The sequence below is a fragment of the Actinoallomurus bryophytorum genome (assembly GCF_006716425.1).
Classification (GTDB): Bacteria; Actinomycetota; Actinomycetes; order Streptosporangiales; family Streptosporangiaceae; genus Actinoallomurus; species Actinoallomurus bryophytorum.
The window spans coordinates 3,290,506-3,315,033 of record NZ_VFOZ01000001.1; the positions used below are offsets into that span (position 1 = coordinate 3,290,506).

General features: G+C 68.6%; 18 protein-coding genes. 12 read left to right on the top strand and 6 right to left on the bottom strand.

From position 1 onward, the window contains the following. Positions 1-14 precede the first annotated feature (14 nt). From FB559_RS15310 to FB559_RS15315, 3 genes are all read left to right on the top strand, one after another. Positions 15-1,319, top strand: coding sequence for an MFS transporter (locus FB559_RS15310; protein WP_141956246.1), 1,305 nt, complete (start codon positions 15-17; stop codon positions 1,317-1,319). Between the two features lie 146 nt (positions 1,320-1,465). Further along, positions 1,466-1,609 (top strand): hypothetical protein, encoded by a 144-nt coding sequence (locus FB559_RS43865; RefSeq protein ID WP_185792220.1) that lies wholly within the window; start codon positions 1,466-1,468, stop codon positions 1,607-1,609. Positions 1,610-1,740: 131 nt separating this feature from the next. Beyond that, on the top strand, positions 1,741-2,001 hold the full coding sequence (locus FB559_RS15315; protein ID WP_246121612.1) for a PIN domain-containing protein: 261 nt from the start codon (positions 1,741-1,743) through the stop codon (positions 1,999-2,001). Here the strand turns inward: FB559_RS15315 and bioA are convergent. Then, positions 1,992-3,278: an adenosylmethionine--8-amino-7-oxononanoate transaminase gene (bioA, locus tag FB559_RS15320; protein ID WP_141956248.1), complete on the bottom strand. Its 1,287-nt coding sequence runs from the start codon at positions 3,276-3,278 to the stop codon at positions 1,992-1,994. The genes FB559_RS15315 and bioA overlap by 10 nt on opposite strands. Continuing rightward, on the bottom strand, positions 3,275-4,681 hold the full coding sequence (locus tag FB559_RS15325; RefSeq protein WP_141956249.1) for a CCA tRNA nucleotidyltransferase: 1,407 nt from the start codon (positions 4,679-4,681) through the stop codon (positions 3,275-3,277). The genes bioA and FB559_RS15325 overlap by 4 nt, the downstream gene beginning before the upstream one ends. Positions 4,682-5,017: 336 nt before the next feature. Between FB559_RS15325 and FB559_RS15330 the strand changes: the two genes are divergently transcribed. The 8 genes from FB559_RS15330 (at position 5,018) to trxA (ending at position 14,208) form a co-directional block, all read left to right on the top strand. Continuing rightward, positions 5,018-5,491, top strand: coding sequence for an NUDIX domain-containing protein (locus FB559_RS15330; protein ID WP_246121614.1), 474 nt, complete (start codon positions 5,018-5,020; stop codon positions 5,489-5,491). Continuing rightward, entirely contained in the window at positions 5,488-7,554 is a 2,067-nt protein-coding gene (locus tag FB559_RS15335; RefSeq protein ID WP_141956251.1) for a DUF6049 family protein, read from the top strand. The genes FB559_RS15330 and FB559_RS15335 overlap by 4 nt, the downstream gene beginning before the upstream one ends. After that, a complete protein-coding gene (gene murJ, locus FB559_RS15340; protein ID WP_246121616.1) occupies positions 7,547-9,355 on the top strand; it encodes a murein biosynthesis integral membrane protein MurJ in 1,809 nt (602 codons plus the stop codon). Before FB559_RS15335 ends, murJ begins: the two co-directional genes overlap by 8 nt. 235 nt (positions 9,356-9,590) lie before the next feature. Then, positions 9,591-11,108, top strand: coding sequence for a protein kinase family protein (locus tag FB559_RS15345; protein ID WP_141956252.1), 1,518 nt, complete (start codon positions 9,591-9,593; stop codon positions 11,106-11,108). Between the two features lie 194 nt (positions 11,109-11,302). After that, entirely contained in the window at positions 11,303-11,923 is a 621-nt protein-coding gene (gene sigM / locus FB559_RS15350) for an RNA polymerase sigma factor SigM (protein WP_425455066.1), read from the top strand. Further along, complete coding sequence (locus tag FB559_RS15355) at positions 11,920-12,669, top strand: anti-sigma factor family protein (RefSeq protein WP_141956254.1); 750 nt, start codon at positions 11,920-11,922, stop codon at positions 12,667-12,669. Before sigM ends, FB559_RS15355 begins: the two co-directional genes overlap by 4 nt. 184 nt (positions 12,670-12,853) lie before the next feature. Further along, a complete protein-coding gene (trxB, locus tag FB559_RS15360; protein ID WP_141956255.1) occupies positions 12,854-13,834 on the top strand; it encodes a thioredoxin-disulfide reductase in 981 nt (326 codons plus the stop codon). A gap of 53 nt (positions 13,835-13,887) precedes the next feature. Next, complete coding sequence (gene trxA / locus FB559_RS15365) at positions 13,888-14,208, top strand: thioredoxin (RefSeq protein WP_141956256.1); 321 nt, start codon at positions 13,888-13,890, stop codon at positions 14,206-14,208. Between the two features lie 287 nt (positions 14,209-14,495). Here the strand turns inward: trxA and FB559_RS15370 are convergent, their stop codons facing one another. The 4 genes from FB559_RS15370 to rsmG all read right to left on the bottom strand — a co-directional run bounded on the left by FB559_RS15370 (position 14,496) and on the right by rsmG (position 23,776). Further along, positions 14,496-15,017 (bottom strand): GNAT family N-acetyltransferase, encoded by a 522-nt coding sequence (locus tag FB559_RS15370; RefSeq protein ID WP_246122469.1) that lies wholly within the window; start codon positions 15,015-15,017, stop codon positions 14,496-14,498. Between the two features lie 5,947 nt (positions 15,018-20,964). Then, on the bottom strand, positions 20,965-21,921 hold the full coding sequence (locus FB559_RS15375; RefSeq protein WP_141956258.1) for a ParB/RepB/Spo0J family partition protein: 957 nt from the start codon (positions 21,919-21,921) through the stop codon (positions 20,965-20,967). A gap of 61 nt (positions 21,922-21,982) precedes the next feature. After that, a complete protein-coding gene (locus tag FB559_RS15380; protein ID WP_141956259.1) occupies positions 21,983-22,753 on the bottom strand; it encodes a ParA family protein in 771 nt (256 codons plus the stop codon). A gap of 315 nt (positions 22,754-23,068) precedes the next feature. Next, positions 23,069-23,776 (bottom strand): 16S rRNA (guanine(527)-N(7))-methyltransferase RsmG, encoded by a 708-nt coding sequence (gene rsmG, locus FB559_RS15385; RefSeq protein WP_141956260.1) that lies wholly within the window; start codon positions 23,774-23,776, stop codon positions 23,069-23,071. Positions 23,777-24,133: 357 nt separating this feature from the next. Between rsmG and FB559_RS43870 the strand changes: the two genes are divergently transcribed. Beyond that, the gene (locus FB559_RS43870) at positions 24,134-24,469 is read left to right on the top strand and encodes a DUF6458 family protein (RefSeq protein ID WP_185792221.1); all 336 of its coding nucleotides are present in this window, start codon (positions 24,134-24,136) and stop codon (positions 24,467-24,469) included. Positions 24,470-24,528 lie beyond the last annotated feature (59 nt).

Here is a 24,528-nt window from a genome sequence, read left to right on the forward strand (position 1 = left end):
TCTAGGCTGTGGCCGTGTCGTACGCGTCGGACCTGCGGCTGGTCCTCAAAGGCCGGGACTTTCGCCGCCTCTTCGCGACGCGGCTCGTCTCCGCGCTCTCCGATGGCGTGTTCCAGGTGGGCGTCGCGGGATACGTGCTGTTCTCTCCCGAGCAGAAGGCCACCGCGGCGGAGGCCGCGGCGACCGCGGCGGTGCTGCTGCTGCCCTACTCCGTGGTCGGGCCGTTCGCCGGCGTCTTCATCGACCGCTGGCGCCGCCGCCAGATCCTCGTCTACGCGCCTTTGATCCGTGCCCTGTGCCTGGCCGCCACCGCGGCCCTCCTGCTGTACGGGCACGACGGCGCGCCGTTCCTGCTGTCCGCGCTCATCGTGCTGGGCGTCAACCGGTTCTTCCTGTCCGCGCTGTCGGCCGGGCTCCCGCATGTCGTCGGCCGGCCCGAGCTGATCACCGCGAACGCCGTGTCGGTCACCTCGGGGACGATGGCGTCCTTCGCCGGAGCGGGCGTCGGCTACCTGTTGCGGCTGGGGTTCGGCGCCGACCAGCACGGCACCGCGCTCGTCCTGCTGTCGGCGGCAGCCGTGTACGTCGCGACATCGGCGATCGCCACGACCCTCGGCCGTGACCTGCTCGGCCCGGAGCTGCGCCTGGCCCGGCAACAGACCCGCGAGGCGGTACGCCAGGTGTTGCACGGCCTGGTCGACGGCGCACGGCACGTACGCGAACGGCGCGCGGCCGCCGCGGCTCTCGGCGCCATCGGCATGCACCGCTTCCTGTACGGCATCACGACGATCATGACCGTGCTGCTGTTCCGCAACTACTTCACCGACAACGCCCAGGCGGGGATGGGCGGGTTCGCGCTCACGCTCGTGGTGTCCGGGTTCGGGTACTTCCTGGCCGCCGTGATCACCCCGGTGGTGACCGAGCGGATCCGCAAGGAAGTGTGGATCACCGCTCAGCTCGCCTTCGCGGCCGTGGCGGAGGTCGTGCTGGCGGCGCCGTTCAAGCCGATCCCGTTCGTCATCGGCGGGTTCGCACTCGGCGTCGCGGCCCAGGGAGTGAAGCTCTGCGTCGACACGATCATGCAGACGATCATCCTCGACGCCTACCGGGGCCGGGTGTTCTCGTTCTACGACATGATCTTCAACGGCCTGTACGTTGCGGGCTTCGCGGTCGCGGCGGCCATCCTGCCGCCGACGGGCAAGTCCTATGCCGCCCTCGCCGTGATCGGCTGCGGCTATGGCCTCGCCGCGGTGGCCTACTGGTTCGGCGCCAAAAACACGGTGAATGTTGCTACCGCCGGTAGTGACTTGGAGGTATGAGCAAGTCTCACCGGGCAGACGACGCCGAACATGCCGTATCCGACCGAGTACGGAAAGTTAGCGTTTCGATGCCGGATTCCCTCATACGCCAGGTCAAGGAGCGTGTAGGTTCCGGATCGTTCAGCCGCTATGTCACGGAGGCAGTGATGCGTCAGATCCAGATGGACAACCTCGACGACCTCATCGCCGACTACGTCTCGCGGCACGGCCCCCTGCCCCAAGAGGCACTCGACAAGACGGAGAAGGCGTGGAGCGAGCTCGAAGCAAAATGGGCCGAGGAGGGTTTCTAGCAAGGACTCTCGTCCTCGACTCAGAAGGTGTCTCGAAACTCGCCCTCGATGATCCGGCGGTCATGCCGCACGTGTTCGAGGCCCGCAAGAGACAGGCACCTGTCGTGGCGAGTGCCGTTACCTTGACGGAGGTGCTGCGCGGATCCTCGCGAGACGCCCGCGTTCATCGCGTTCTGAAAAAGGTCGAGGTCATACCGCTCACCCGAGAACTCGGGCGTAGCGCGGGCGACCTCCTCGGTACCAGTGGGTTGCCCGCCACCGCCTCGATCGACGCGATGGTCGTGGCCACCGCCCTCGTTCAGGCACGGCCTGTCATGATCCTCACGAGCGCCCCTGGCGATCTGTCCGCCCTCGTCGGCGGAGCACCCGGGATCGGCCTCCTTCACATCTGATCGGCCGCGGCCACCATCGCGGTCGTGATCTGGGCGAGGTCGGACGGCTCGGTGACGTACGGGGGCATCGTGTAGATGAGGTTGCCGAACGGGCGGAGCCATACGCCGTGGCTCATGACCGTCTCCTGGACCGCGGCCACGTCGACCGGCTCGATGGTCTCGATCACGCCGATCGCGCCCAGCACCCGTACATCACGGACGCCGGGCAGGCCTCGCGCCGGTTCCAGCCCCTCGGTGAGCCCCTTCTCGATCCCCGTGACCTCCGCGTGCCAGTCGCGCTCCCTCAGCAGCCCGATCGACGCGACCGCCGCCGCACAGGCGAGCGGGTTGGCCATGTAGGTCGGGCCGTGCATGAGCACACCCGCCTCGCCCTCGCTGATCCCACGTGCCACCCGGTCGGTGCACAGGGTCGCGGCCATGGTCAGGTATCCACCGGTCAGCGCCTTGCCCACGCACATGATGTCGGGAGACACCCCGGCATGCTCACAGCCGAAGAACGTCCCGGAGCGCCCGAAGCCGGTGGCGATCTCATCGAGGATCAACAGCACGTCGTACTCGTCGGCGAGCTCGCGCAGCAGCCGCAGCCAGGCCGGGGCGTAGAAGCGCATCCCGCCGGCGCCCTGCACGACCGGCTCCACGATGATCGCGGCGAGCTCGCCGGCGTGCTCGGTGACGAGACGCCTCAGCTCGGCGGCGTAGTCCGGGTCCTCGCCCGAGACGGGCGGCATCGGCGCGAACACGTGGCGCGGCAGCTGGTCCGCGAACAGGTGGTGCATGCCGTTCACCGGATCGCACACCGCCATCGCGCCGAACGTGTCGCCGTGGTACCCGCCGCGCACGGTGAGCAGGCGCGTCCTGGAACGGCCGCGCGAACGCCAGTACTGCAACGCCATCTTGATCGCGACCTCGACGGACACGGACCCGGAGTCGGCGAAGAAGACCTTCGTGAGCGGCTCCGGTGTCAGGTCGACCAGCGCTCGCGCCAGGCGTACCGCGAGCGGGTGGGTGAGGCCGCCGAACATCACGTGCGCCATCTCGCCGAGCTGCGCGCTCACGGCGGCGTCGAGCGCCGGATGGCGGTATCCGTGGATCGCCGCCCACCACGAGGACATGCCGTCGATCAGCACGCGGCCGTCGGCCAGCGTCAGCCGCACGCCCTCGGCCGAGACCACCGGGTGGACCGGTGTCGTGGCCGGCATGGGGGAGTACGGATGCCAGATGTGGCTACGGTCGAAGGCGAGGAGCTCGGCCGCGGACAGGTCCTCAGCGTGCGTCATGACTGGTCCTGCCACCACTCCCGCAGCGCCGTGGAGGCGGCCTCCTTGCCCACCGGCCCCTGGTCCAGGCGCAGGTCGAGCAGGAACTTGTAGGCCTTGCCGACCTCGGGGCCGGGTTGCAGGCCGAGGACCTGCTGGATCTCGTGCCCGTCCAGCTCAGGACGGAGCTTGGCCAGCTCCTCTTCCTGCTCCAGTCGCGCGATCCGCAGCTCCAGGTCGTCATAGGTCCGCGCCAGCGCCGCCGCCTTGCGCTTGTTGCGCGTGGTGCAGTCGGCCCGGGTCAGCTTGTGCAGCCGTGGCAGCAGGTGCCCGGCGTCGCGGACGTAACGCCGCACCGCCGAGTCGGTCCACTCGCCCTTGCCGTACCCGTGGAAGCGCAGGTGCAGCTCGACCAGCCGGGACACGTCCGCCACGACGTCCTTCGGGTAGCGCAGCGCGACGAGCCGCGCCTTGCTCATCGAGGCTCCGACGACCTCGTGGTGGTGGAAGGTCACCCGGCCGCCCTCGACGAACGAACGGGTCTTCGGCTTGCCGATGTCGTGCAGCAGCGCGGCCAGCCGCAGCACCAGGTCCGGACCGTCCTTCTCCTGGGCGATCGCCTGCTCCAAGACGATCAGCGAGTGGTCGTACACGTCCTTGTGCCGGTGGTGCTCGTCGATCTCCAGCCTGAGCTTGGGCAGTTCGGGCAGCACCTGCGCCGCGAGTCCGGTGTCGACCAGGAGTGCCAGGCCGTCGCGTGGCCGTGCGCCCATCAGCAGCTTGGAGATCTCGTCGCGGATCCGCTCGGCCGAGACGATCTCGAGGCGGCCCGCCATCTCGGTCATGGCCGTGACCACTTCCGGCGCGACCGTGAAACCGAGCTGGGAGGAGAAGCGCGCGGCCCGCAGCATCCGCAGCGGGTCGTCGCCGAAGGAGTCCTCCGGGCGCCCCGGCGTGCGGATCAGCTTGGCCCGCAGGTCGTCCAGTCCCCCGTACGGATCGACGAACTCATGCCCCGGCAGGCGCGCGGCCATGGCGTTGACCGCGAAGTCCCGGCGTGCCAGGTCGTCCTCCAGTGACGTGCCGTAGGAGACCTCCGGCTTGCGCGACTTGGTGTCATAGGACTCGCTGCGGTAGGTCGTGATCTCGATCTGATGGTCACCCTTGCGCAGGCCGACCGTGCCGAACTCGATGCCGATCGTCCAGACGGCGTCCGCCCAGCCGTCGACGATCTCCAGAATGCGCTCCGGTCGCGCGTCCGTGGTGAAGTCGAGGTCGCTGACCGAGCGCCCGAGCAGGACATCGCGCACCGGGCCGCCGACGAGCGCGAGCTCATGGCCCGCGGAGGCGAAAACCCGGCCGAGGTCGTCGGCGAGTGGCGTCACCCGGCCGAGCAGCTCGGTGATGGCGGCTTGATGCTTCATGGTCAGTCCGTCGTTCGACACGGCAATCGAGCGTAGATCCTCGCAGGTGACAGGCAAAACGCGAATCGCATAGTCCTTGATCCTCATTGGTTCCGAAATGGGGGTACGTTCGGCAACGAAGCCACGGAGACGAGTATGAAGGACACACTCTCCCTACATCGTCTGTTGCCACCGTGGCCGCCGGTCCACGGGATCGTCCGGCCGAACGCGGCCACCGGCTCCTCCCCTCGCCGCCGATGCCGCCCGAGGACGCCTGGCGTGCTCTCTCCCGCAGACTCCCCGAAAACGCCGGAAGCAATGACCGATTACGCATGGCTGGCTACTACCATTGCCGCCGTGCCCCGCCCGCGTAGTCGCCGACGGCTCGGCGGCCCGCCCGGTCCTCACCAAGAGGAGACATCGGCGGGCGGTCTGGTCGTCGATGTCGCGGGCGCCGCGCGAGCGGCACTGATCGCCCGGTACGGCCGCGAAGGCCGGCTCCGGTGGTCGCTGCCCAAAGGCCATGTCGAAGGCGGAGAGACGATCGAGGAGGCGGCGGTGCGCGAGGTCGAGGAGGAGACCGGCATTCGTGGCCGGATCATCGCTCCTCTCGGCGCCGTCGACTACTGGTTCTCCGCAGACCGCCGGCGCATACACAAGACGGTTCATCACCACCTTCTTCTCGCCACCGGCGGTGTTCTCTCCGCCGCCGACCTCGAGGTCGCCGAGGTCGGGTGGTTCCCCCTCGCCGAGGTGGCCGGCCGTCTCGCCCATGCCGACGAGCGCCGCCTCGTCGCCTCCGTGCCCCAACTCCTCGCAGGCGTGACGTGAGAAGACTCCTCGCCCTGGTCATCCCTCTGCTGCTCAGCGGAGGACCGGCGCTCGCCGCCACACCGTCGCCACCGCACGGTCAGGCCCAGCACACGGCTCGCGCCTCGCGCGACCGCCAGCCCGCGGCCAAGCCGCCCGTCGCCATCACCTTGGGGTCGGTCAAGCCCGCGTACCTGAAGGCGAGTTCGACGCTGCGCGTGAGCGGCCGGCTCGTCAACCAGTCCCAGAGCACCTACCAGCAGGTCTCGGTCCGCCTCTGGTTCAGGTCTCGAGCGATGACGAGCCGCGGCGAGGTGGAGACCTACGCCGACGGAAAGGGCCCGGATCCGCAGCAGGCGGGCCAGCCCCGGGTGATCTCGGCGACCCTGCCGGTCGGCGGGCAGAAGAGCTGGAGACTCTCGCTCTCGGCGCGCCAGATGGGCCTGCGGACGTTCGGCGTCTACCCGATCATGGTCGAGGTCAGGAACAGCGCCGGGGTCGTCCTCGGCCATCAGCGCACGTTCGTCACCTACTACCCGGCCGGCACGCCGCTCCAGCGGACCAAGGTCGCCTGGGTCTGGCCGCTGATCGACCAGCCCCACCGCGCGGCCGACACCACTTTCGTCGACGACCAGCTCGAACGCCAGCTCGGCACCGGCGGGCGGCTCTCCACCATCGTCGGCGCGGCGCGCGCGACGAAGACTCCCCTGAGCTGGCTCATCGACCCCAGCCTGGTCGACGACGCGAACAAGATGGGGAACACCGACGGCTACAACATCAAGGGCGACGCCAACCGCTCGCAGAGCGTCGCGGCGCTCACCTGGCTGACGACACTGCACAACGCGGTTGCCAACGACCGTCTCTTCGCCACGCCGTACGCCGATCCCGACGTGACGGCGCTGGCGGACCGGGGCATGAGCGATGACGTGAAGGCCGCCGCGCAGGAGGGGACGCGCGCGCTCGCCGACGTCCGCCTGAGTGGCGCGACCACCTCGACCGCGATGCCTCCCGACGGGCTCCCGGTCGACCAGGCCACGCTCTCCTCCCTCGTCGCGAGCGGCTCTCGTACGATCCTGCTCAGCAGCGCGGTCCTGCCGGACGCGCGGGTCGAGACGTTCACCCCCGACCCCGTGGTGAACAAGAACGTCTCCGGCACGAACGTCAAGCTCGTGGCCTACGACGACACGCTGCGCAAGATCCTCGGCCAGCCCACCACCACGCCCGGCGGGACGATCCTCGCCGAGCAGCGCTTCCTCGCCGAGACGGCCATGATCACCGGCGAGGCGCCCCAGAATCCGCGGACCATCGTGATCACCCCGCCGAGGCGCTGGAAGCCCAGCGCCACCTTTGCCAAGGCCGTGCTCAACTACACGGCCAAGGCCCCCTGGCTGAGTCCGGTTCCGCTGAGCAGCGTCGAGACGCTGAAGCCCACCGAGCGCACCTTCCAGCCGCAGAAGAGCCCCCTGGGGCTCAGCAAGAACTACCTGCGGCAGGTACGCGACCTGCGCAGCGACGTCCGGAAGTTCACCTCGATCTTCGAGCCACCCGCCAGCGACTTCACCCTCGGCATCGCGCGTACCGAGTCCTCGGCGTGGAACGGCCAGTCGCGACACGGCAAGCTGGTGCGCGACACGCTCAAAGACGAACTCGAAAAGTCCATGGGGCGAATCAAGGTGCTGAACGACGGCACCACCATGGCCGGCAAGTCGGGCCGCATCCCGATCACGATCTCCAACGGGCTCGATCACGGCACCGTGACGGTCACGCTGCACGCCTATTCGCAAAATCCCACGCGATTGCGCGTCGACGCCGTCGACCGCACTCTCAGACTCGAACACGGGCACAAGGATCAGGTCACGCTCGACATGAAGGCGTCGGCCAACGGCATAGCCGACGTCTACCTCCAGCTCCGTACCCCCAAGGGCGAGGATTTCGGTGGCGCCCACGTCCTTCGCGTGAACGCCAGCGGTTACGGACGAACCGCGCTGCTCATCACGGGCATCTCACTTGCCGTACTCTTCGTCGGCGTCGCCATTCGCATCGTGCGCCGTCGAGCCGACAGAGCGGGGGAGTCCGTTGAGTGACCTGGAGCCGGGCCGCTCGGAGGTGGCCAGCACGCTGCCGGACATTCCGGTGATCGGCCCCACGACCGGTCCCACCGCCGATCCGGCGGACGATCCGAGCACGCAGGTCTTCGACACCTCCGAGGGCATCAAGGCCGCCGAGTCGGAGTCCTCCGGCTCCCGCGGTGGTGTCGGCGGCCTGCTGAAGTCCAGCGCCGTCATGGCCGTGGGCACCGTCGCCTCGCGGCTGCTCGGTTTCGTGCGCAACGCGGTCATCGTGATCGCGCTCGGCACCGGCCCGCTCGGTGACGTCTACAACGTCGCCAACACCTTCCCCAACGTCGTCTACGACATGCTGCTCGGCGGCATCCTCACCGCGGTCCACGTGCCGATGCTCGTACGCGCGCTGGAGAAGGACCGCGCGTACGGCGAGGAGTACGAGGCACGGTTGCTCACGATCGTGCTCGGCGGCCTGCTGGTCCTCACCGGGATCGCGATGTTCTGCGCGCCGCTCCTCGTGGACCTGTACGCCAGCGGCTTCACGCCCGACCAGCACAAACTCGCCGTGATCTTCGCGCTGTTCTTCCTGCCGCAGATCTTCTTCTACGGCGTCGGCGCGCTGGCCGGCGCCTCGCTGAACGCCCGCGGCAGCTTCGCCGCGCCGATGTGGACACCGGTGCTGAACAGCGTGGTCGTCATCGTCGTCGGCGGCGCGTTCCTGGTCGTCGCCGGGCCGGGCGTCACGCCGTCGAGCATCAGCAGCAGTGATGTCACGCTCCTGGCCGGCGGCACGACCCTCGGCATCGTCGTGCAGACCCTCGCGATGTGGCCCTCACTGCGCAAGGTCGGCTTCAGGTTCCGCCCACGCTTCGACTTCCGCCGCGAGGAGCTCGCACCGGTCGGCGGCATGGCCCTGTGGACGCTGCTCTACGTCGCCATCATGCAGATCGGCTTCGTGGTGAACACCAACATCGCGGTACGCGCCGGGGTGCGCGGCGAGAAGGAACACCTCGGGTACGGCGTCGGGCTCACCCCGTGGAACAACGCCTACCTGCTGTTCCAGCTCCCGTACGCGATCGTCGGCGTGTCGGTGATGACGGCGCTGCTGCCGCGGATGAGCCGGCACGCCTCCGAAGAACGCTTCGACCTGGTGCGCGACGACCTGACCACCGGCCTCAACCTGTCGTCGGTGATCATCATCCCGTCCGCGGCTCTGCTGTTCGCTCTCAGCCCGGAGCTCGTCACGGCGTTCTTCTCGCACGGCTCCACCGGCGTCGCGGACGGCCTGATGATCGCCAACGTGGTGCAGGCGTTCGCGCTGTCGCTGGTGCCGTTCGCGATCTTCCAGCTGCTGCTGCGGGTCTTCTACTCCCTGGCCGACACGCGGACACCCGCGCTGATCGCGATCGGCAACATCGCGATCAGCATCACTCTCGGCCTGATCGGCTACGCAATCCTGCCCACCGACATGATCGTCGAGGGCATCGCCATCGCGCTCGGCATCTCGTGGGTGGTCGGCTGCATGGTCGCCGCGCTCATCCTGCGCCGCCGCCTGGCCGGGCTCGAAGCACGACAGATGGTGCGCACTCACGTCAAGATCGCGGTCGCCACCGTTCCGGCGTTCGTTTTCGCGCTCGGAGTGCACGAACTCTTCGTGAAACTTTTCTATTATCAGCTGATCACTTCCGTGGCGGCGCTTGCCGTCGGAGGCGCGGGGGCCGCTGTGCTGTATGTGCTGGTTGCGCGCAGGCTGCGAATCTCCGAGGTGGAGACACTGGCCGGAACCGTGATGCGCAGGTTGCCCGGACGTGTCTCGAGTTAGGAGAGGGTGCCCGTATGGTGGGAGAGCGCAACCGTCTACGGGTAGTAACCCAGAGACGCTCCTCGAGCGTCCTACCATCGGGCGGGTTCGCTCATAACACCGCCCACGAGGCATCGAGGGAGGGTCGAAGGCGTAAGGGAGCCACGGCACATATGGGACGCGATTACCTGCGCCGGACGCCGCGTTGAGCACGTCCGTCATCGAACCCGGAACCCGCCTTGCCGGTCGTTACCGCTTGGACGACCGCGTAAGCGAAGCGGGTGGTTCTACATTCTGGAAAGCGACGGACGAGATTCTCGCCCGTCCCGTCGCCGTACTCACCTTCGCCCCGGGCTTTCCCCGGGTCCACGACGTGGTGACCGCGGCCCGCGCCGCCAGCCGGCTGACCGATCCCCGCCTCACCCAGGTCTTCGACGCCGACGACAGCGGCGAGCAGGCCTACGTCGTGAGCGAGTGGGTCACCGGCGAGACGCTTGAAGATCTCCTCATCGAAGGCCCGATGGAGCCCGGCCGCGCGGCCGCGTTCCTGCTCGAGGCCGCCGAGGCCCTCGCTTCCGCACACGCCGCGGGCCAGGCTCACCTGTGCCTCACGCCGCACAACCTCGTGTGGACCAGCGGCGGCACGGTCAAGGTCACCGGCCTTGGTGTCGAGGCCGTACTCGCCGGCTCCACCTCGGATGCTCCGGCGGCGGAGGACACGCAGGGGCTCGGCCAGCTGCTGTACGCCGCCCTCACCGGTCATTGGTGCGGAACCGACGGCGCTCAGCTGCCGATCGCGCCGTCCGGGCCCGACGGACGGCCGGTCCCCCCGGGCCAGTTGCGGCGCGGCATGCCGCAGGACATCGACGAGATCACCTGCCGGTCGCTGCACATCCCGACGCGAGGCGCTCAGGAGCCCCTGAACGCTCCATCGGCGTTCGTCGCGGCCCTGAAGAAGGTGCCGCGCTCTCCGTTGCCGTTCGTGCCGCTGGGGGGCTCTACGCCCGGGGTGGTCTCCCGGCCGGACAACCCGCCGCACTCGCACTCGAGCACGTCGACCTCGCCGGTCGACCCGCTCTCCCATACCGTTCCGGACGCCGGGTCGTCCCGTACCCAGCGCACGTCCGCTCCCCCGCGCGCCCCTCGTCCGGCACCCGTACGCCACGCGTCCGGCGGCGGAGGGGGGATCAGCATGCCCGTACTCGCGGCGATCGCGGTCGGCGTCCTGATCCTGGTGGCGCTCGGCGGCTGGGGTCTTTCCCGCATGGGCGGCGGCGACGGCGGCGACGGCTCCAAGGACAAGGCAGGCACGAAGACCAGCACGTCCGCCAAGCCGACCTCCCAGAAGCTCACGATCCAGGCCCCCTTGGCCTACAACCGGGGCCCGCACCCCGACGGCGCGGCCCCCAGCGACCTGGGAAAGGCCACCGACTCCAGCAAGACGAGCTACTGGACGACCCAGCACTACAGCTCCGCCACCTACGGCGGGTTGCGGTCCGGCATCGGGCTGGTCCTCGACATGGGCAAGACCGTGACGGTCTCCGACGTCAAGGTGCTCATGCCCGCGGGTGCCCCGGGCACCGTCGAGTTGCACATCGGCGACTCGCCCACCTCCAGCACGCCGCAGATCTCCACCGGCCCCGCGAGCGGGCAGTTCGAGCTGGCCGGCAAGCAGGCAAAGGGCCGCTACGTCATGTTGTGGTTCACCAAGCTGCCGAACATCGGGGAGTTCAAGGCCAAGGTGCGCGATGTCGCGGTGTACGGAACGGAGTAATCCCGTCGTATCGGGCATGATCGAGCGTGGACGGCTAACATCAATTGCGTGCTGAAGGCCCCCCGAGACGGAGATTCCGGCATTAGCCGCTCCCATCTAGGGGTGTGCCCGCGCGACCGTGCCCATTCAGGCGCCGGGCGCGCGTTCGGCGAGAACGCCTGCGACGGAACGGGCTGACGGGGATTATGGCGATCATGCGTGGGGGACGCTCGGTCGAAGCCGCTCCGGACAAGGAGTTGCTGAGACGGCACGCCGAGGGCGATCCGGATGCGTTCTCCGAGCTCGTACACCGGCATCGGGACCGTATGTGGGCCGTGGCGCTGCGTACGCTCGGCGACCAGGAGGAGGCCGCGGACGCGTTGCAGGAGGCGTTCCTGTCGGCCTACCGCGCGGCCGGGCGCTTCCGCGGCGACGCGGCGGTGACGACCTGGCTGCACCGCATCGTGGTCAATGCCTGCCTCGACCGGCTGCGCAGGCGTTCGATCCGACCGGTCGTGCCGATGGGCGACGACGCCACGCTCGACGCGATCGCGCCCAAGAACAACGACCCGACCTCGGCGCACGAGGTGTCCCTGGACGTCAGCCAGGCGCTGCAGCGCATACCCTTCGAGCAACGGGCGGCTCTCGTCCTCGTCGACATGATGGGTTACGCGGTCGACGACGCGGCCAAGGTCCTGGACGTCCCGCCGGGCACGATCAAGAGCAGGTGCGCACGCGGCCGGGCGAGGCTCGCACCACTACTTGGGCACCTGCGGAACCAGGGAGGCGGCTCCGCCGTCAAATCTGCGGAGGAAGGAGGTGGCAAACCCGCGTGACTGCCGCACACCTTGATTATGAGGAGCTGGCCGACTTCGCCGAGGGAATTCTCGACGATGACAAGGCCACATCAACTGAGGAACATCTGGCGTACTGCGACGATTGTCGCCGACGCGCCGCCGAGGTGGCGGAGGTCTCCCGCGTTCTGGCGCGGGCACCGACGCCGCCGATGCCCGCTCATCTCGTCGACCGTCTCGATGCGGCACTCGCCGCGGAGGCGGCCTCACACGTGCCCGCACACCATCACCATCGCCGGTTTCAGTTCGTCGCCGCGGCTGCCGCCGCGGTCGTCCTGGTGGGCGGGGGAGCCGCCGCCGTCCGTACGGTCATGGACGACGGGGACACCGGCACCGTGAGGGGCACCCAGCCGCCGATAAGCGATCGGACGCATTCGAGTCCACCTGGCCCGGCCATCGCCCGCGCCGTTCCGTTCACGGTCGTTCAGACCGGGACGAAATACACGGCTGCGGGTCTGGAGTCCCAGGTCGCCGGCGCGCTGGCAAAGCCGGTCGCCGGCGGGCACAAGGCGATGAGCGCGGCGGGTGACACGCTGAACGCCTGTGTGACACGCGTGGGCGGCGGAAAGGTTCCGCTGCTCGTGGACTCGGCGACCTACAACGGCCTGCCGGCCACGGTCGTCGCACTGCCCGGAAACGACGCGGCGCACGCGGATGTCTGGATCCTGGGCGCCGGATGCACGGCGTCGAGCCCGAACGTCCTCGCGCATCGCCCGATCACTCGCTGACACGACACCGAGCCGGTCTGTCCACAGGGCAGACCGGCTCTTTCGTCGTCCACAGGCGGTCTTCACGCGGTCTTCGCGCCGATGAACGATGCGGGAATCTCCGCGCCCTAGGATCGGTTTACTCGACTGCGAAGCTAAATGCGACCGGCGACCTGGACTCGGCCGGTCAGAAAGAGGCGCAACTGTGAGCGACGTGCGAAATGTGATCATCATCGGGTCGGGCCCGGCGGGCTACACCGCCGCGATCTACGCCGCCCGTGGTGACCTCAAGCCGTTGGTCTTCGAGGGCGCTGTGACAGCCGGCGGCGCGCTGATGAACACCACCGAGGTGGAGAACTTCCCCGGTTTCCCCGACGGCATCCAGGGCCCGGACCTCATGGACAACCTGCGCAAGCAGGCCGAGCGCTTCGGTGCCGAGCTGGTGGCCGACGACGTCACCGAGGTCGACCTGACGGCGTCGCCGAAGGTCGTCAAGGTCGGCGACGAGACACACCTCGCCCGCGCCGTCATCATCACGACCGGCTCGCGCTACCGCGAGCTGGGCCTGCCGAACGAAAAGAGGCTCGCCGGCCACGGCGTGTCCTGGTGTGCGACCTGTGACGGCTTCTTCTTCCGCGAGAAGCAGATCGTCGTGGTCGGCGGCGGCGACTCCGCGCTGGAGGAGGCCATGTTCCTGAGCCGCTTCGGCCGCTCGGTGACGGTCGTCCACCGCCGCGACAAGCTGCGCGCCAGCAAGATCATGCAGGACCGCGCCTTCGCCAACGACAAGCTCCACTTCGTGTGGGACTCCGAGGTGGTAGACGTCCTCGGCGACGACCGCGTCACGGGCGTCCAAGTCCGCAACCTCAAGACCGGTGAGGAGACGACGCTGGAGGCATCCGGCATGTTCGTCGCCATCGGGCACGATCCGCGTACGGAGCTGTTCTCCGACCAGCTCGACCTGGACGAAGAGGGCTACCTCGTCGTCAACGCCCCGACGACCGAGACCAAGCTTCCCGGCGTGTTCGGCGCGGGCGATGTGGTCGACCATCGATACCGTCAAGCCATCACGGCCGCGGGCACCGGGTCGGCGGCGGCGCTGGACGCCGAACACTGGCTCCAGGAGCAAGGCGCGGCCGACCTCACGCCACAGCCGGAGGCCGAGGTACAGCCGCAGGAGGCGTGAGCTCGCGCGAGGGCCCAGCATTTCTTATTCCGCAGTACGAGTGAGGAGATCCCGTGGCATCCAAGGCCGTCACCGACGCCGACTTCGAGGCCGAGGTACTCAAGAGCGACAAGCCAGTCGTCGTGGACTTCTGGGCGGAGTGGTGCGGCCCCTGCCGCCAGGTCACCCCGATCCTCGAGGAGATCGCCACCGAGCACGCGGACAAGCTGTCCGTCGTCAAGATGAACATCGACGAGAACCCCAAGGTGCCGTCGAAGTACGGGATCATGCAGATTCCGACGCTCAACGTCTACCAGGGCGGCGAGGTCGTCAAGCAGATCATCGGCGCGAAGCCGAAGGCGGCCCTTCTGAAGGATCTCGCCGAGTTCATTTAGGACCACCCGCTCTCCCGCGGTCTGGAAGCGCCGGTCTCACGTCTCTGACGTGGGGCCGGCGCTATTTTTACGCCTCTGACCTGCTAAAACTCGCGAGAGCCTCGCTGGCCGACGAACTCGCTCCCCCTGGTGTGATCGGTTAAAGGAGGGGCCTGAGTGGCGCCTGGGACCCCTGAGGTGGCGAAACGGCCAACCTGGGGGTAAGGGGGCCGAGGTTGTAGAGGTGCCCTTTAATTGATCTTCATTTGGACGGCGTGTCGCCTTGTTTCCGGGTGCTCTGAGGGGTGTCAGACCGGCCGGAGGGCGCCTTCGGGAGACATGGACCCGAGGAGGCGTTCGAGGGCGACCTCGACGTCCTCACGCCAGGAGACGGCCGACTTGATCTCGAGCCGGAGGCGGGGGAAGCGGTGATGCGGCCGCACGGTCTTGAACCCGACCGCGAGCATGTACTCCGCCGGCATGACGCACCCCGGCTTCTCCCACTTGAGATCCCCGAACGCCTCGATCGCCCTGACCCCTCGCCGGGTGAGATCCTTCGCGACCCCCTGGACGAGCATCCGCCCGAGCCCGCCGCCCTGGAACTCCGGGAGAATGTGGGCGGTCATCATCAGCGCGGCGTCGGCACTGACGGGACTGGTCGGAAACGCGATCGACCGCGGAACGTAGAGGGGCGGCGCGAACATCACGAAGCCCGCGGGAACGCTGTCGACGTAGATGAGCTTGCCGCAGCTGCCCCACTCGAGGAGCGTGGACGAGATCCACGCTTCCTTCTCCAACGCGGGATCCCCGGCGTCTTCGGCACGCTGCATGCTCACGGGGTCGAGCTCCCAGAACACACACCTACGACACCGGGTCGGCAGATCCTCAAGATTGTCGAGCGTGATATTGACCAGACGACGCGACACCGGCCAGCCCCCTTCTTGGGCGGAGCGCCTTCATCACCAGGAGCTATTCCCGCTCTAGGAAGATCTTAGAGCTTGTTCTCAAACTCCGCCCGCTGGTAACGATGGCCCGCTGGTTAACTCGGGACACCCTCGGGTCGTAAGGCGGACCGCCGCCTCGCTCCCACCGCTATGGCGGGGATGCGACACCGCATCGACGGACACGGCGGCCCGGTACGGGGCCTCGTCACGGCATCGATCGGCACGGCGGCCCGGTACGGGGCCTCGTCACGGCATCGATCGGCACGGCGGCCCGGTACGGGGCCTCGTCACGGCATCGATCGGCACGGCGGCCCGGTACGGGGCCTCGTCACGGCATCGATCGGCACGGCGGCCCGGTACGAGACCACGCCACCCCATCAACCCGCACGGCGGCCCGGTACGAGACCACGCCACCCCATCAACCCGCACGGCGGCCCGGTACGAGACCACGCCACCCCATCAACCCGCACGGCGGCCCGGTACGAGACCACGCCACCCCATCAACCCGCACGGCGGCCCGGTACGAGACCACGCCACCCCATCAACCCGCACGGCGGCCCGGTACGAGACCACGCCACCCCATCAACCCGCACGGCGGCCCGGTACGAGACCACGCCACCCCATCAACCCGCACGGCGGCCCGGTACGAGACCACGCCACCCCATCAACCCGCACGGCGGCCCGGTACGAGACCACGCCACCCCATCAACCCGCACGGCGGCGCATTCGAGGACGCTGGCATCGTCGCAACGCCGCCCCGGCCACCCTCTATGAGTTCGACGTCCACCTCACCGCTCGCCTTGAGAGGGGCTCTACACTCGCCCCTCGCGCAACCATGAGGAGACGGGGGAGCAGTACTCCTACGTCGGCGACATGGTCCGTGACGCGCGCGCCACAGTTCCACGAGCCGGCCCGACCGACGGCCCGATCGCCGATCGTGCGGAGCACGTCGGTCGCGATGGGCGGTTTCCGCCCCGGCTGGGGAGTCGTGTTCCGCACTCTGGCGTCCATCAGTGCCCCTTCCTCAGGCGGTCCTCTGGATCGCCCGCCGCCGACCTACCCGGGTCGGCTGTGCGGACAGCCCGGTCGTCGTCGCCGTGCCGTTGGCCCAGCGCGCGGTCTGTCGGCGGACGGCTACTCAACCTGGCATCTGCGACCGCGTACCGCCCGTAGGCCACGTGGCCGAGGCTGGTCGTGACCGTACTGCCGTCAGCGCCAGCCAGGTCTGCCGGTCGAGACGACGCACCGGACCTCTTATGACACGGGCCGCCGCTCAACACACGCCCGAGTACCCCGCGTCCTACGGCACTCCCCCAGGCGTAAGGCCGCGACCAGCTGCCGGGCGTCGCTGCTGTCGATGCTCCCGGCCATCGCCCCTGCCCATCGCGTCCCGGCCATCGCCCCTGCCCATCGCGTCCCGGCCATCGCCCCTGCCCATCGCGTCCCAGCACCGCCCCTGCCCATCGCGTCCCAGCACCGCTCCTGCCACCGCGTCCCGGCACCGCCCCTCCACCGCGCCCCTGCCACCGCACCCCGGCCGACGCGACGCAGCCCGCAGGCGCCTGACTGTCGGCCCCACGGCGGCTGGCGGGGTCGCGATTCGTGCCAGCGACCCCAGCCGGGTGGTGCGGCTGGCAGCGCCCGTCACCGGCGCCCCGTTAGCCCTCCGAACCATGTCGACCCGCCGACGTGACGCATCGAGGGATTCGACCGGCCTTGTCGACAGTGGCCCCGCCCCTACATCGCCCGATGACAGCCGCACGGCAGTCAGGCTGAGCACTAGAGGCGGCAGGTTCGGAACTTGGCAGTCACATCCTGAGCGGCGCCAGACCATCCGGGTCCACACGGACGCGACGACAGACTCCCGGCAGCTGCTATGAGTCGGGTGGGCGCGCCTCGATGCTCCCCGTTGGACGAGTTGAAGAGACAAGCGACGTGGAAGACGCTTTGGTACGTCGGTCCGAGCCGACTTCTCCGCCGCGGCGCATTCCTCAACCCAGCGCCGGTTGGCCGGCCCAGTACTCACAGGAGGCGATCCAGGGGTCGTCTCGATCTCGACCGTTGGGTCACCCGAGGCTCGCCATCCGGATGTACCGAGCGCGGCCTCAAGGCCGAGATGGCCGCGACTATCGGGCCGCCTGGGATCGTCTTCGGGCGCTCACATGGCCAACTCCGATGGGGGCCACCAACCGATCAACTCACACGACCCCAAGGTCCGGAAGTGAGTCACTAGCACTCGGGCGGAACGGCCTCTTGAGGCCGGTGTACGCCCCTCGCGTTTTCCATCTCGCCGATGAGGCGTGTATGACAGATCCGGGTCCTGCGCCGAGCGCTTTCGACGGTGCCGATAACTGAACGCACCCGCGTGACCGGTGGGCGACGGCAGCGATCCTCACGATGTGCATTGATGGGCGTGGGGAGAAGCTCGGTCACCGGCGGACCCGTGACGGCAAGGCGGTCTCGGCGGCGGGCCCGCGTCCGCTGGCCGCCCAGGCACACTCGCTTGGCCCCCGCCGTGATCCGGGTGGCGATGCCGCCAACCGTGTCGCCCGCTGCTCATTACTCCCGTGATGAACGTGTCGTCGCGATCCGCCCCGTTCCTTGGAGACCCTGCGGCCACACAGCCGACCGGGTTCCCAAAATCGGGCCACATGTGGTGGGCGGCCAGTCCGTGTCGGCCCAACGCTCTTTTGGTCGACTGCCCTCCGACCTACCTGTCCCGCCCATAGCTCTCGAGACCGCCCGGACGGAAGGCGACTGGATGCCTTCCGCCCTGGCCGCGTTTCACGTGAAACGAATCGGAGGTCGGTGCGACTAGCCGCCATGACTCGCATGCACGGCCAGACGGAGCGGATGGCGTCTCTGCGTGGTGGGAACGCGAGGCGACAGGAACGTAGATCGAATCGCCCTTTCAGCGCCTCCTCGTTGGTCTCACGGCGCGACACGAGGATTGCCGAGATCCCACGCGCGGCTCTACCTTCGGGCCGGTATCCCAGCCGACTCCCTCACACTCCCTCGTCGTTTCACGTGAAACGGCGCGCCCGCGCTCCTATGTCCGCACCGGACGGCGCTTCGACACTCAGGTCGACGTTCCAGCCCGAGGACTTGTCATGCCGTGCGTCGTCCGCGCTGGGATGAGTGCGGCTGCTTCTCGCTGATGCCGACTCTTCGGAGTGGTGGACCGCAATCCAGTGGCCGCCTGCTCAGCAACCGCTCCATCGGTGCGTTGCTTCGCCAATAGGTGTGGCGCTGGCAACCATCACACGTTTGGCCCGGGTGTCTGGCCACCAGCATGCCAGCGGGTGTAGGTAGTACATCGCCGGGGGGCCAAGGTGTGGTGCACCCGAGGTTACAGGGGAAAGCGACGACCCGGGGCCGAGGGCCGCCAAGCCAGTACGGCCCCAGTGGGGGGTGCCGGCCGGCAGGCTACCCATCGGGGAGACTCGCCGAGGCTGCCCTCGAAGCCTGCGAACCGACGCCTTAGAGGACTGCCGACTCGACTCGGCATCCGAAGACAGCCCACCGGTAGGCCGCATGACGCTTGGGAGTCAGCACACACGGCGACGAGGGCCCGATCAAGCTCCTCTGGTCGATCGACGAGAGGGCGGGACGCGTCAATGATCGATGTGTCATGTGGCGCGCCCCGATGCTCCCCCGCCGGATGGCACGGCGCATCGACACTGAGGATCACTGGGCACGGCCGGAGCAGCGCCGAAGACGTTCATCCGCAGCGATGGGCGCACGACGTGATGACTCCTCAGCGACGCACGAACCGAGGTGACACCCCGACCCGCAGGCACCCTCATAACGCGGCTGGGCCGTACGGCGACGCCTGGAGCCACGCTGGTCGCCCTGCCGCGTGTTCGCTGGAGCGATCCGAGGCGACGAGCAGGGGTCGGCGGGGATCCACCTTCAGGCGGGAACGAGGGGAAGCCCCTTCTCAGAGATGTGGGTACGTCGGGACTACATGTCGCCTGTGGATGGTCTCCCAGCACCCGCCTCTGAGGGCACAGGGCAACACCCTCGTAGGGCCTCCAGTCGGCAATCACCGGCATCGCGACCACCGAACAGTTGGCCGAGCATGCTGCCCGTGGCCCCCTCTCCGCTGCAACGCCTGCCCGGTCCACAGTCAGTCGCTCACCAGCCAGGTGGGGATCGCGTACGCGGCGGTGACCGCCGCGAGTGTGCTCCGCGACCGGGCAGAGTTCCATGATGAGCCGGCAACGCGTCCGGGAACTCGTTGGCGTACCCGCTGTGCTCGGCCAAACCGGTGGCGACGGAACACATCTGGCCGGGAACACGGGCGGGTAGGCAGGGACCGCTGAGCCAAGGACTGGACACCTGCTGGATAGCGGAATACGACTCCTCGGTGCCGCGAGAGCGCCCTCAGCTCGCGTCGGCGCAGCGGCCGTGCCCTCAACCTTCGGGCGCTATCTCGCAGTCGGTTCAGCCCGGCAACACGTCCTCAGCCAGACCCGTTGGCGGCGGAGGTCTCGACAGCGGTGCGGCGTCGAGAGCGCCTGAGATGCGATCTCCGGACCGAAGTCAGTGAGCCTCCCCCGGATCGGCGCCAGACTCATATGCTCCGCCACGGGGGCGCGGGCTCTTGAGCTCCTCCAGCCAGCCACGTCTCCCCCGGACTAGCGCCAAGCGGCCAGGCGCCGGATATGGATCCACACCGGGCGGCTGGGCCGATGAGCGCCGAGGCTCGGCTGCTGCGGTAGCGGCGGACCGACAGGGGCAGGAACACCGAGGTGATCAGCAGCGGTCACGCCACGGCCAGCGGCAGTGCGGGGCTAGGCACGCCCGAAGCCGCGCGTCATGAGCGCAGCGGCCATCAGCGATGGGGGATGCGGCGGGTCGCCGTTTCACGTGAAACGAGCAAGCAACCTAGGCGCTGCAGCACGCGGCCGGGGGCCGGCGCCTGAGGACCGATTCGCCACGCGAGGCTCCTCGCGCGGGACGCCTGCAAGCTTGCTCGGCATGGCCACCAAGTGACCGGAGGTGCCACGTGTGTTGCAACACCACGCCCACCGGCGAAGCAACCCATCGACACACGCTGGTGGAAAAACGGGCTACGTGAGCGGACCCCGCACTGCCTCCAGCCACCCCGAAGAGACAGCACGAGTGAGGAGTGCCGCACGCACCCCGGCCGTCGCACCGCGCGCGGGCGACGTGCGTGACCTCAATCCGGTCTGGATGGCCAGCGCGCGGGGGAGGATCCGCAACGCCGCGACTTCCTGGGAGCGTCCTCGGTTCTGCCGCCAGGAACGAATCATCTCCAGGCGGGGAACCATCCCCTCGGAAGAGAGACCGGCACGGTGTACACGGCAAGCGCCTCGCGTACGGCGTCGGCAACTTACTCGGGAGCGTCCTCGCCAGGCCGCGCCAGGAGACCGAACCACGCGAAGGCTGGAACCAGCCCCACCGGTAAGAACGGCCAAGGCACTCGACAAGGGCCTCGCCCACGGCACCCGGCGACCTACTCAGGAGAGGGTTCCCGTCTGCTGCCCGGAGATCAGAGCATCTGGAGACAGGGAACCAGCCCCTCGGCTTCGACAGCCGGCGCGCGAAGCGAGCTTTGACCCGCGCACTCGGCAAGCCGCTCAAGGGCGCTGAGGGCAGTAGACCCAAAAAGCGTTGGCGCCGACGCGGACTGGCCGTCTGCCGCATGTGGCCCGATTTCGGGACCCGGCCGTCTTTGTGGCCGCAACGGGGCGCTCTCGGCCTGGGCACGTCGCGGACCAAAGCACGCCAAAGACAGAGGGAACAGGTCAATGAAAGAACAAGCGGCGCACTCGGGAAAGGAGACTCACCCGCGGCGACCGGGGAGCTACTCCGGAGCGTCCTCGGGCCGGGTGCCGGAGTTCATCGCTCCGATGATGCGCTCCAGGTCCTCGATCGACCCGAACTCCACAACGATCTTCCCCTTGCGACGTCCGAGATCGACGCTGACCTTCGTCTCGTACAGCTCCGACAGCTCAGCCGCGAGTTCCTCGATGCGCGGATTCACCGGCTTGTTCACTGACTTACGTCGAGCCGCCTGCTTCGTGTCCCCGCCCTCGCCGAGGGCGATCAGCTCCTCGACCGCCCGGACGGAAAGCCCCTCGGCCACGATTCGTGTCGCGAGCTGGTCCTGGCGCTCAGGGCTGTCCAGGCCGAGCAGCGCACGCGCATGGCCGGCGCTCAGGACACCTGCCGCCACGCGTCGCTGCACCGCCGGCGGCAGGTTCAGCAGGCGGAGGGTGTTCGTGATGTGCGGCCGCGAGCGTCCGACCCTCGTCGCCAGTTCCTCGTGCGTCGCGCCGAAGTCGTCGAGCAGCTGCTGGTAGGCCGCCGCCTCCTCCAGGGCGTTCAGCTGCTGCCGGTGGAGGTTCTCCATGAGAGCGTCGCGCAGCAGATCGTCGTCGTTCGTCTCCCGGACGATGGCCGGGATCTTCTCCACGGCCGCGAGCTTCGACGCGCGCAGGCGCCGCTCGCCCATGATGAGCTCGTAACGGCCGGCCCGCAGCTCGCGTACGACGATCGGCTGCAGCAGGCCCACGATGCTGATCGAGGCGGCCAGCTCCTCCAGCGCCTCTTCGTCGAACGTCCGGCGCGGCTGGCGCGGATTCGGCGTGATCGAGTCGATGGGGACCTCGGCGAAGTGAGCGCCCGCTACGAGCACCGGCTCCAGAGAATCCCCATCGGAGCTCGAAGCACCGTCGCGGGGCGCGGGCGGCTGGTCCGCCGGGGCTGTGGGAATCAGGGCTCCCAAGCCCTTGCCAAGCCCACGTCGCTGCTGACTCACTTCGGTGCCTCCATACCCCCACTGCCGGGCCCTGGCCCGCGACCAACGTGCAGAACGGACTTCACTTCAGATCTTCCGCCCCGCGGTACGCCATCTCCCGCGCCGCCTCGGTGTAGGCCAGCGCGCCGCTCGACCCCGGGTCGTACGTCAGCACCGACTCGCCGTAGCTTGGCGCCTCCGACACCCGGACACTGCGGGGGATGACCGTGGTGAGCACGAGTTCCCCGAAGTGGCTCCGCACCTCGTCGGCCACCTGGGCGGCCAGTCGCGTACGGGCGTCGTACATCGTCAGCAGGATCGTGGACACCGCGAGGTTCGGGTTCAGGTGCTGCTTCACCAGGTCGACCGTGTGCAGCAGCTGGCTCAGGCCTTCCAGCGCGTAGTACTCGGTCTGGATCGGAATGAGCAGCTCGTTCGCGCCCATCAACGCGTTGACGGTGAGCAGTCCCAGCGAAGGCGGGCAGTCGATGAGCACGTAGTCGAACTTCGACAGGTCGTACGCCTCGAGCGCCCGGCGCAGCCGGGACTCGCGGGCGACCATCGGCACCAGGTCGACCTCGGCGCCGGCCAGATGGAGCGTCGCGGGGGCGCAGAAGAGATTGGGCAGCCCCTCGGCCGGCACGACGATGTCGTCGAACGAGCCGCCCTCCAAGATCACGTGGTACACCGACGGGATATCGCTGTGGTGCTCCACACCCAGCGCCGTGGAGGCGTTCCCCTGAGGGTCGAGGTCGACCACCAGGACGCGGCAGTTGTGCATCGCGAGGGCCGCGGCGAGGTTGACCGCGCTCGTCGTCTTGCCGACGCCACCCTTCTGGTTGGCGATCGTCATGACACGGCATCGCGGCGGCCGGGGCCACTCTTTCTCGCCACGCTTCGCCTGCACCCGGAGGGCCGCCGCGGCGGCCCGTGCTATCGGCTGCTGACTCGTTTCACGTGAAACTTCGGCGGACTTGAGTGCCTCGCTGACCAACTTCGACTCCCCGTGGGCCGGATCACGCTGCGACGTCTCGTTTACAGGATCGGGAGGGGGTGGTGCACTCACCAACGGGGGCGGCGCGCCGTGCGAGGGCCATCCAAGGCCGGACGCATCTCCCGGCGTGGCTCGGTCGGGCCAGCCCAATCCCTCTGTCGTGGTCAAGGACCGTCACCTCTTCCGTCCGTGCGCTCCGCCGCGCCGACGCGCGCCTCGACGGGGACCAGATCGCCCCTTCGGCGGCTGCGGGATCTTTCCCGCGACCGCTCGAACTACTGTCGTCGGCGGGTCGACCTTACCGCGACCCACGTGGAGTACCTCGGCCACGCGAACCCCGAATTTGTCCAGAACGGGTTGTGCGTCCTCGATCTCAGCCGCCGCACGCTCACCCTTGAGCGCAAGAAGCTCACCGTCCGCCCTGAGCAACGGCAGCGCCCACCCGACCAACCGCGAAAGCGGCGCGACCGCGCGTGCCGTGACCACATCCGCGGCGTATTCGCCCACGACCTCTTCGGCACGCGCCCGCCGGACCGTGACGTTCGGAAGCTCAAGGAGATCGACGCACTCCTGCAGAAAAACCGTACGCCGCAACAGCGGCTCCAGCAGCGTGACGGACAGATCCGTACGCATGATGGCCAGGACGATGCCGGGCAGACCCGCACCCGAGCCGACGTCGACGACCTCGGCGGAGTCGGGGATGAGCTCCGTCAGCACGGCGCAGTTGAGGACATGCCGGTCCCAAAGCCGCGAGACCTCGCGGGGGCCGATCAGACCGCGCTCCACCCCTGGTCCGGCCAGAAAGGAGGTGTAACGCGAGGCGAGAGGAAGCGCGTCGCCGAAGATCTCAAGTGCAGCGGGCGGCGGAGGAAGTGAAGGCATAAGTCACAAGGGCTCGAGGGTCGGCGACTCTCGGGAACGGCGTTCCGCGATGACCGAATGCTTCCACACGTGAGGTGCCCCGCGAACGCCGACCCGCCAAGCCCCCCGAACACCCACACGCCAAGCCCCCGAACGCCCACCCGCCCAGGCCCCCGAACGCCGACCCCCATACCCCTCGAAAGCCGACCCGCCGGCACCCCGAAACGCCGACCCAGCGGCCCCCCGAAAGCCCCCACCAAGCCCCGCAGACCCAAGCCGCCCGGACCGCAGGATCGAAGCCGTTGGCCCTGATGCGCATATCCGCCCTGAGAGGGGTACGCCCTTCCCTGGACATTTCGCTATGGAGAGGTAGCAGTCATGGGTATCGGCACAGGCCTGGTGTTGGTAGCGCTGGGCGCGATCCTGGCGTTCGCCACCAACTTCAGTCTCAGCGGGGTTGATGTCCAGATGGTCGGCTGGATCCTCATCGTGGTGGGTATCGCGATGCTGGTCATCACCCTCGCCTACACAAGACCGCGCGCACGGCGCCGTTCGCTGGTGCGCGACGTCGACGTCGTGGACGGGGAGCCCCAGCCCGGCGCCTACATGCGGAAGACCGAGGTCGAGGAGCCGGTGGCGTACGACCCCATCCAGCCGGGCCCGAACCCGAGGCATCACACCCAGCGGCGTATCACCGACGAGCGGGAAATCTGACCAGAAAACAAAAGTCCCGCCACAGCTGAGCTGTGGCGGGACCGTCGACGTACGGTACG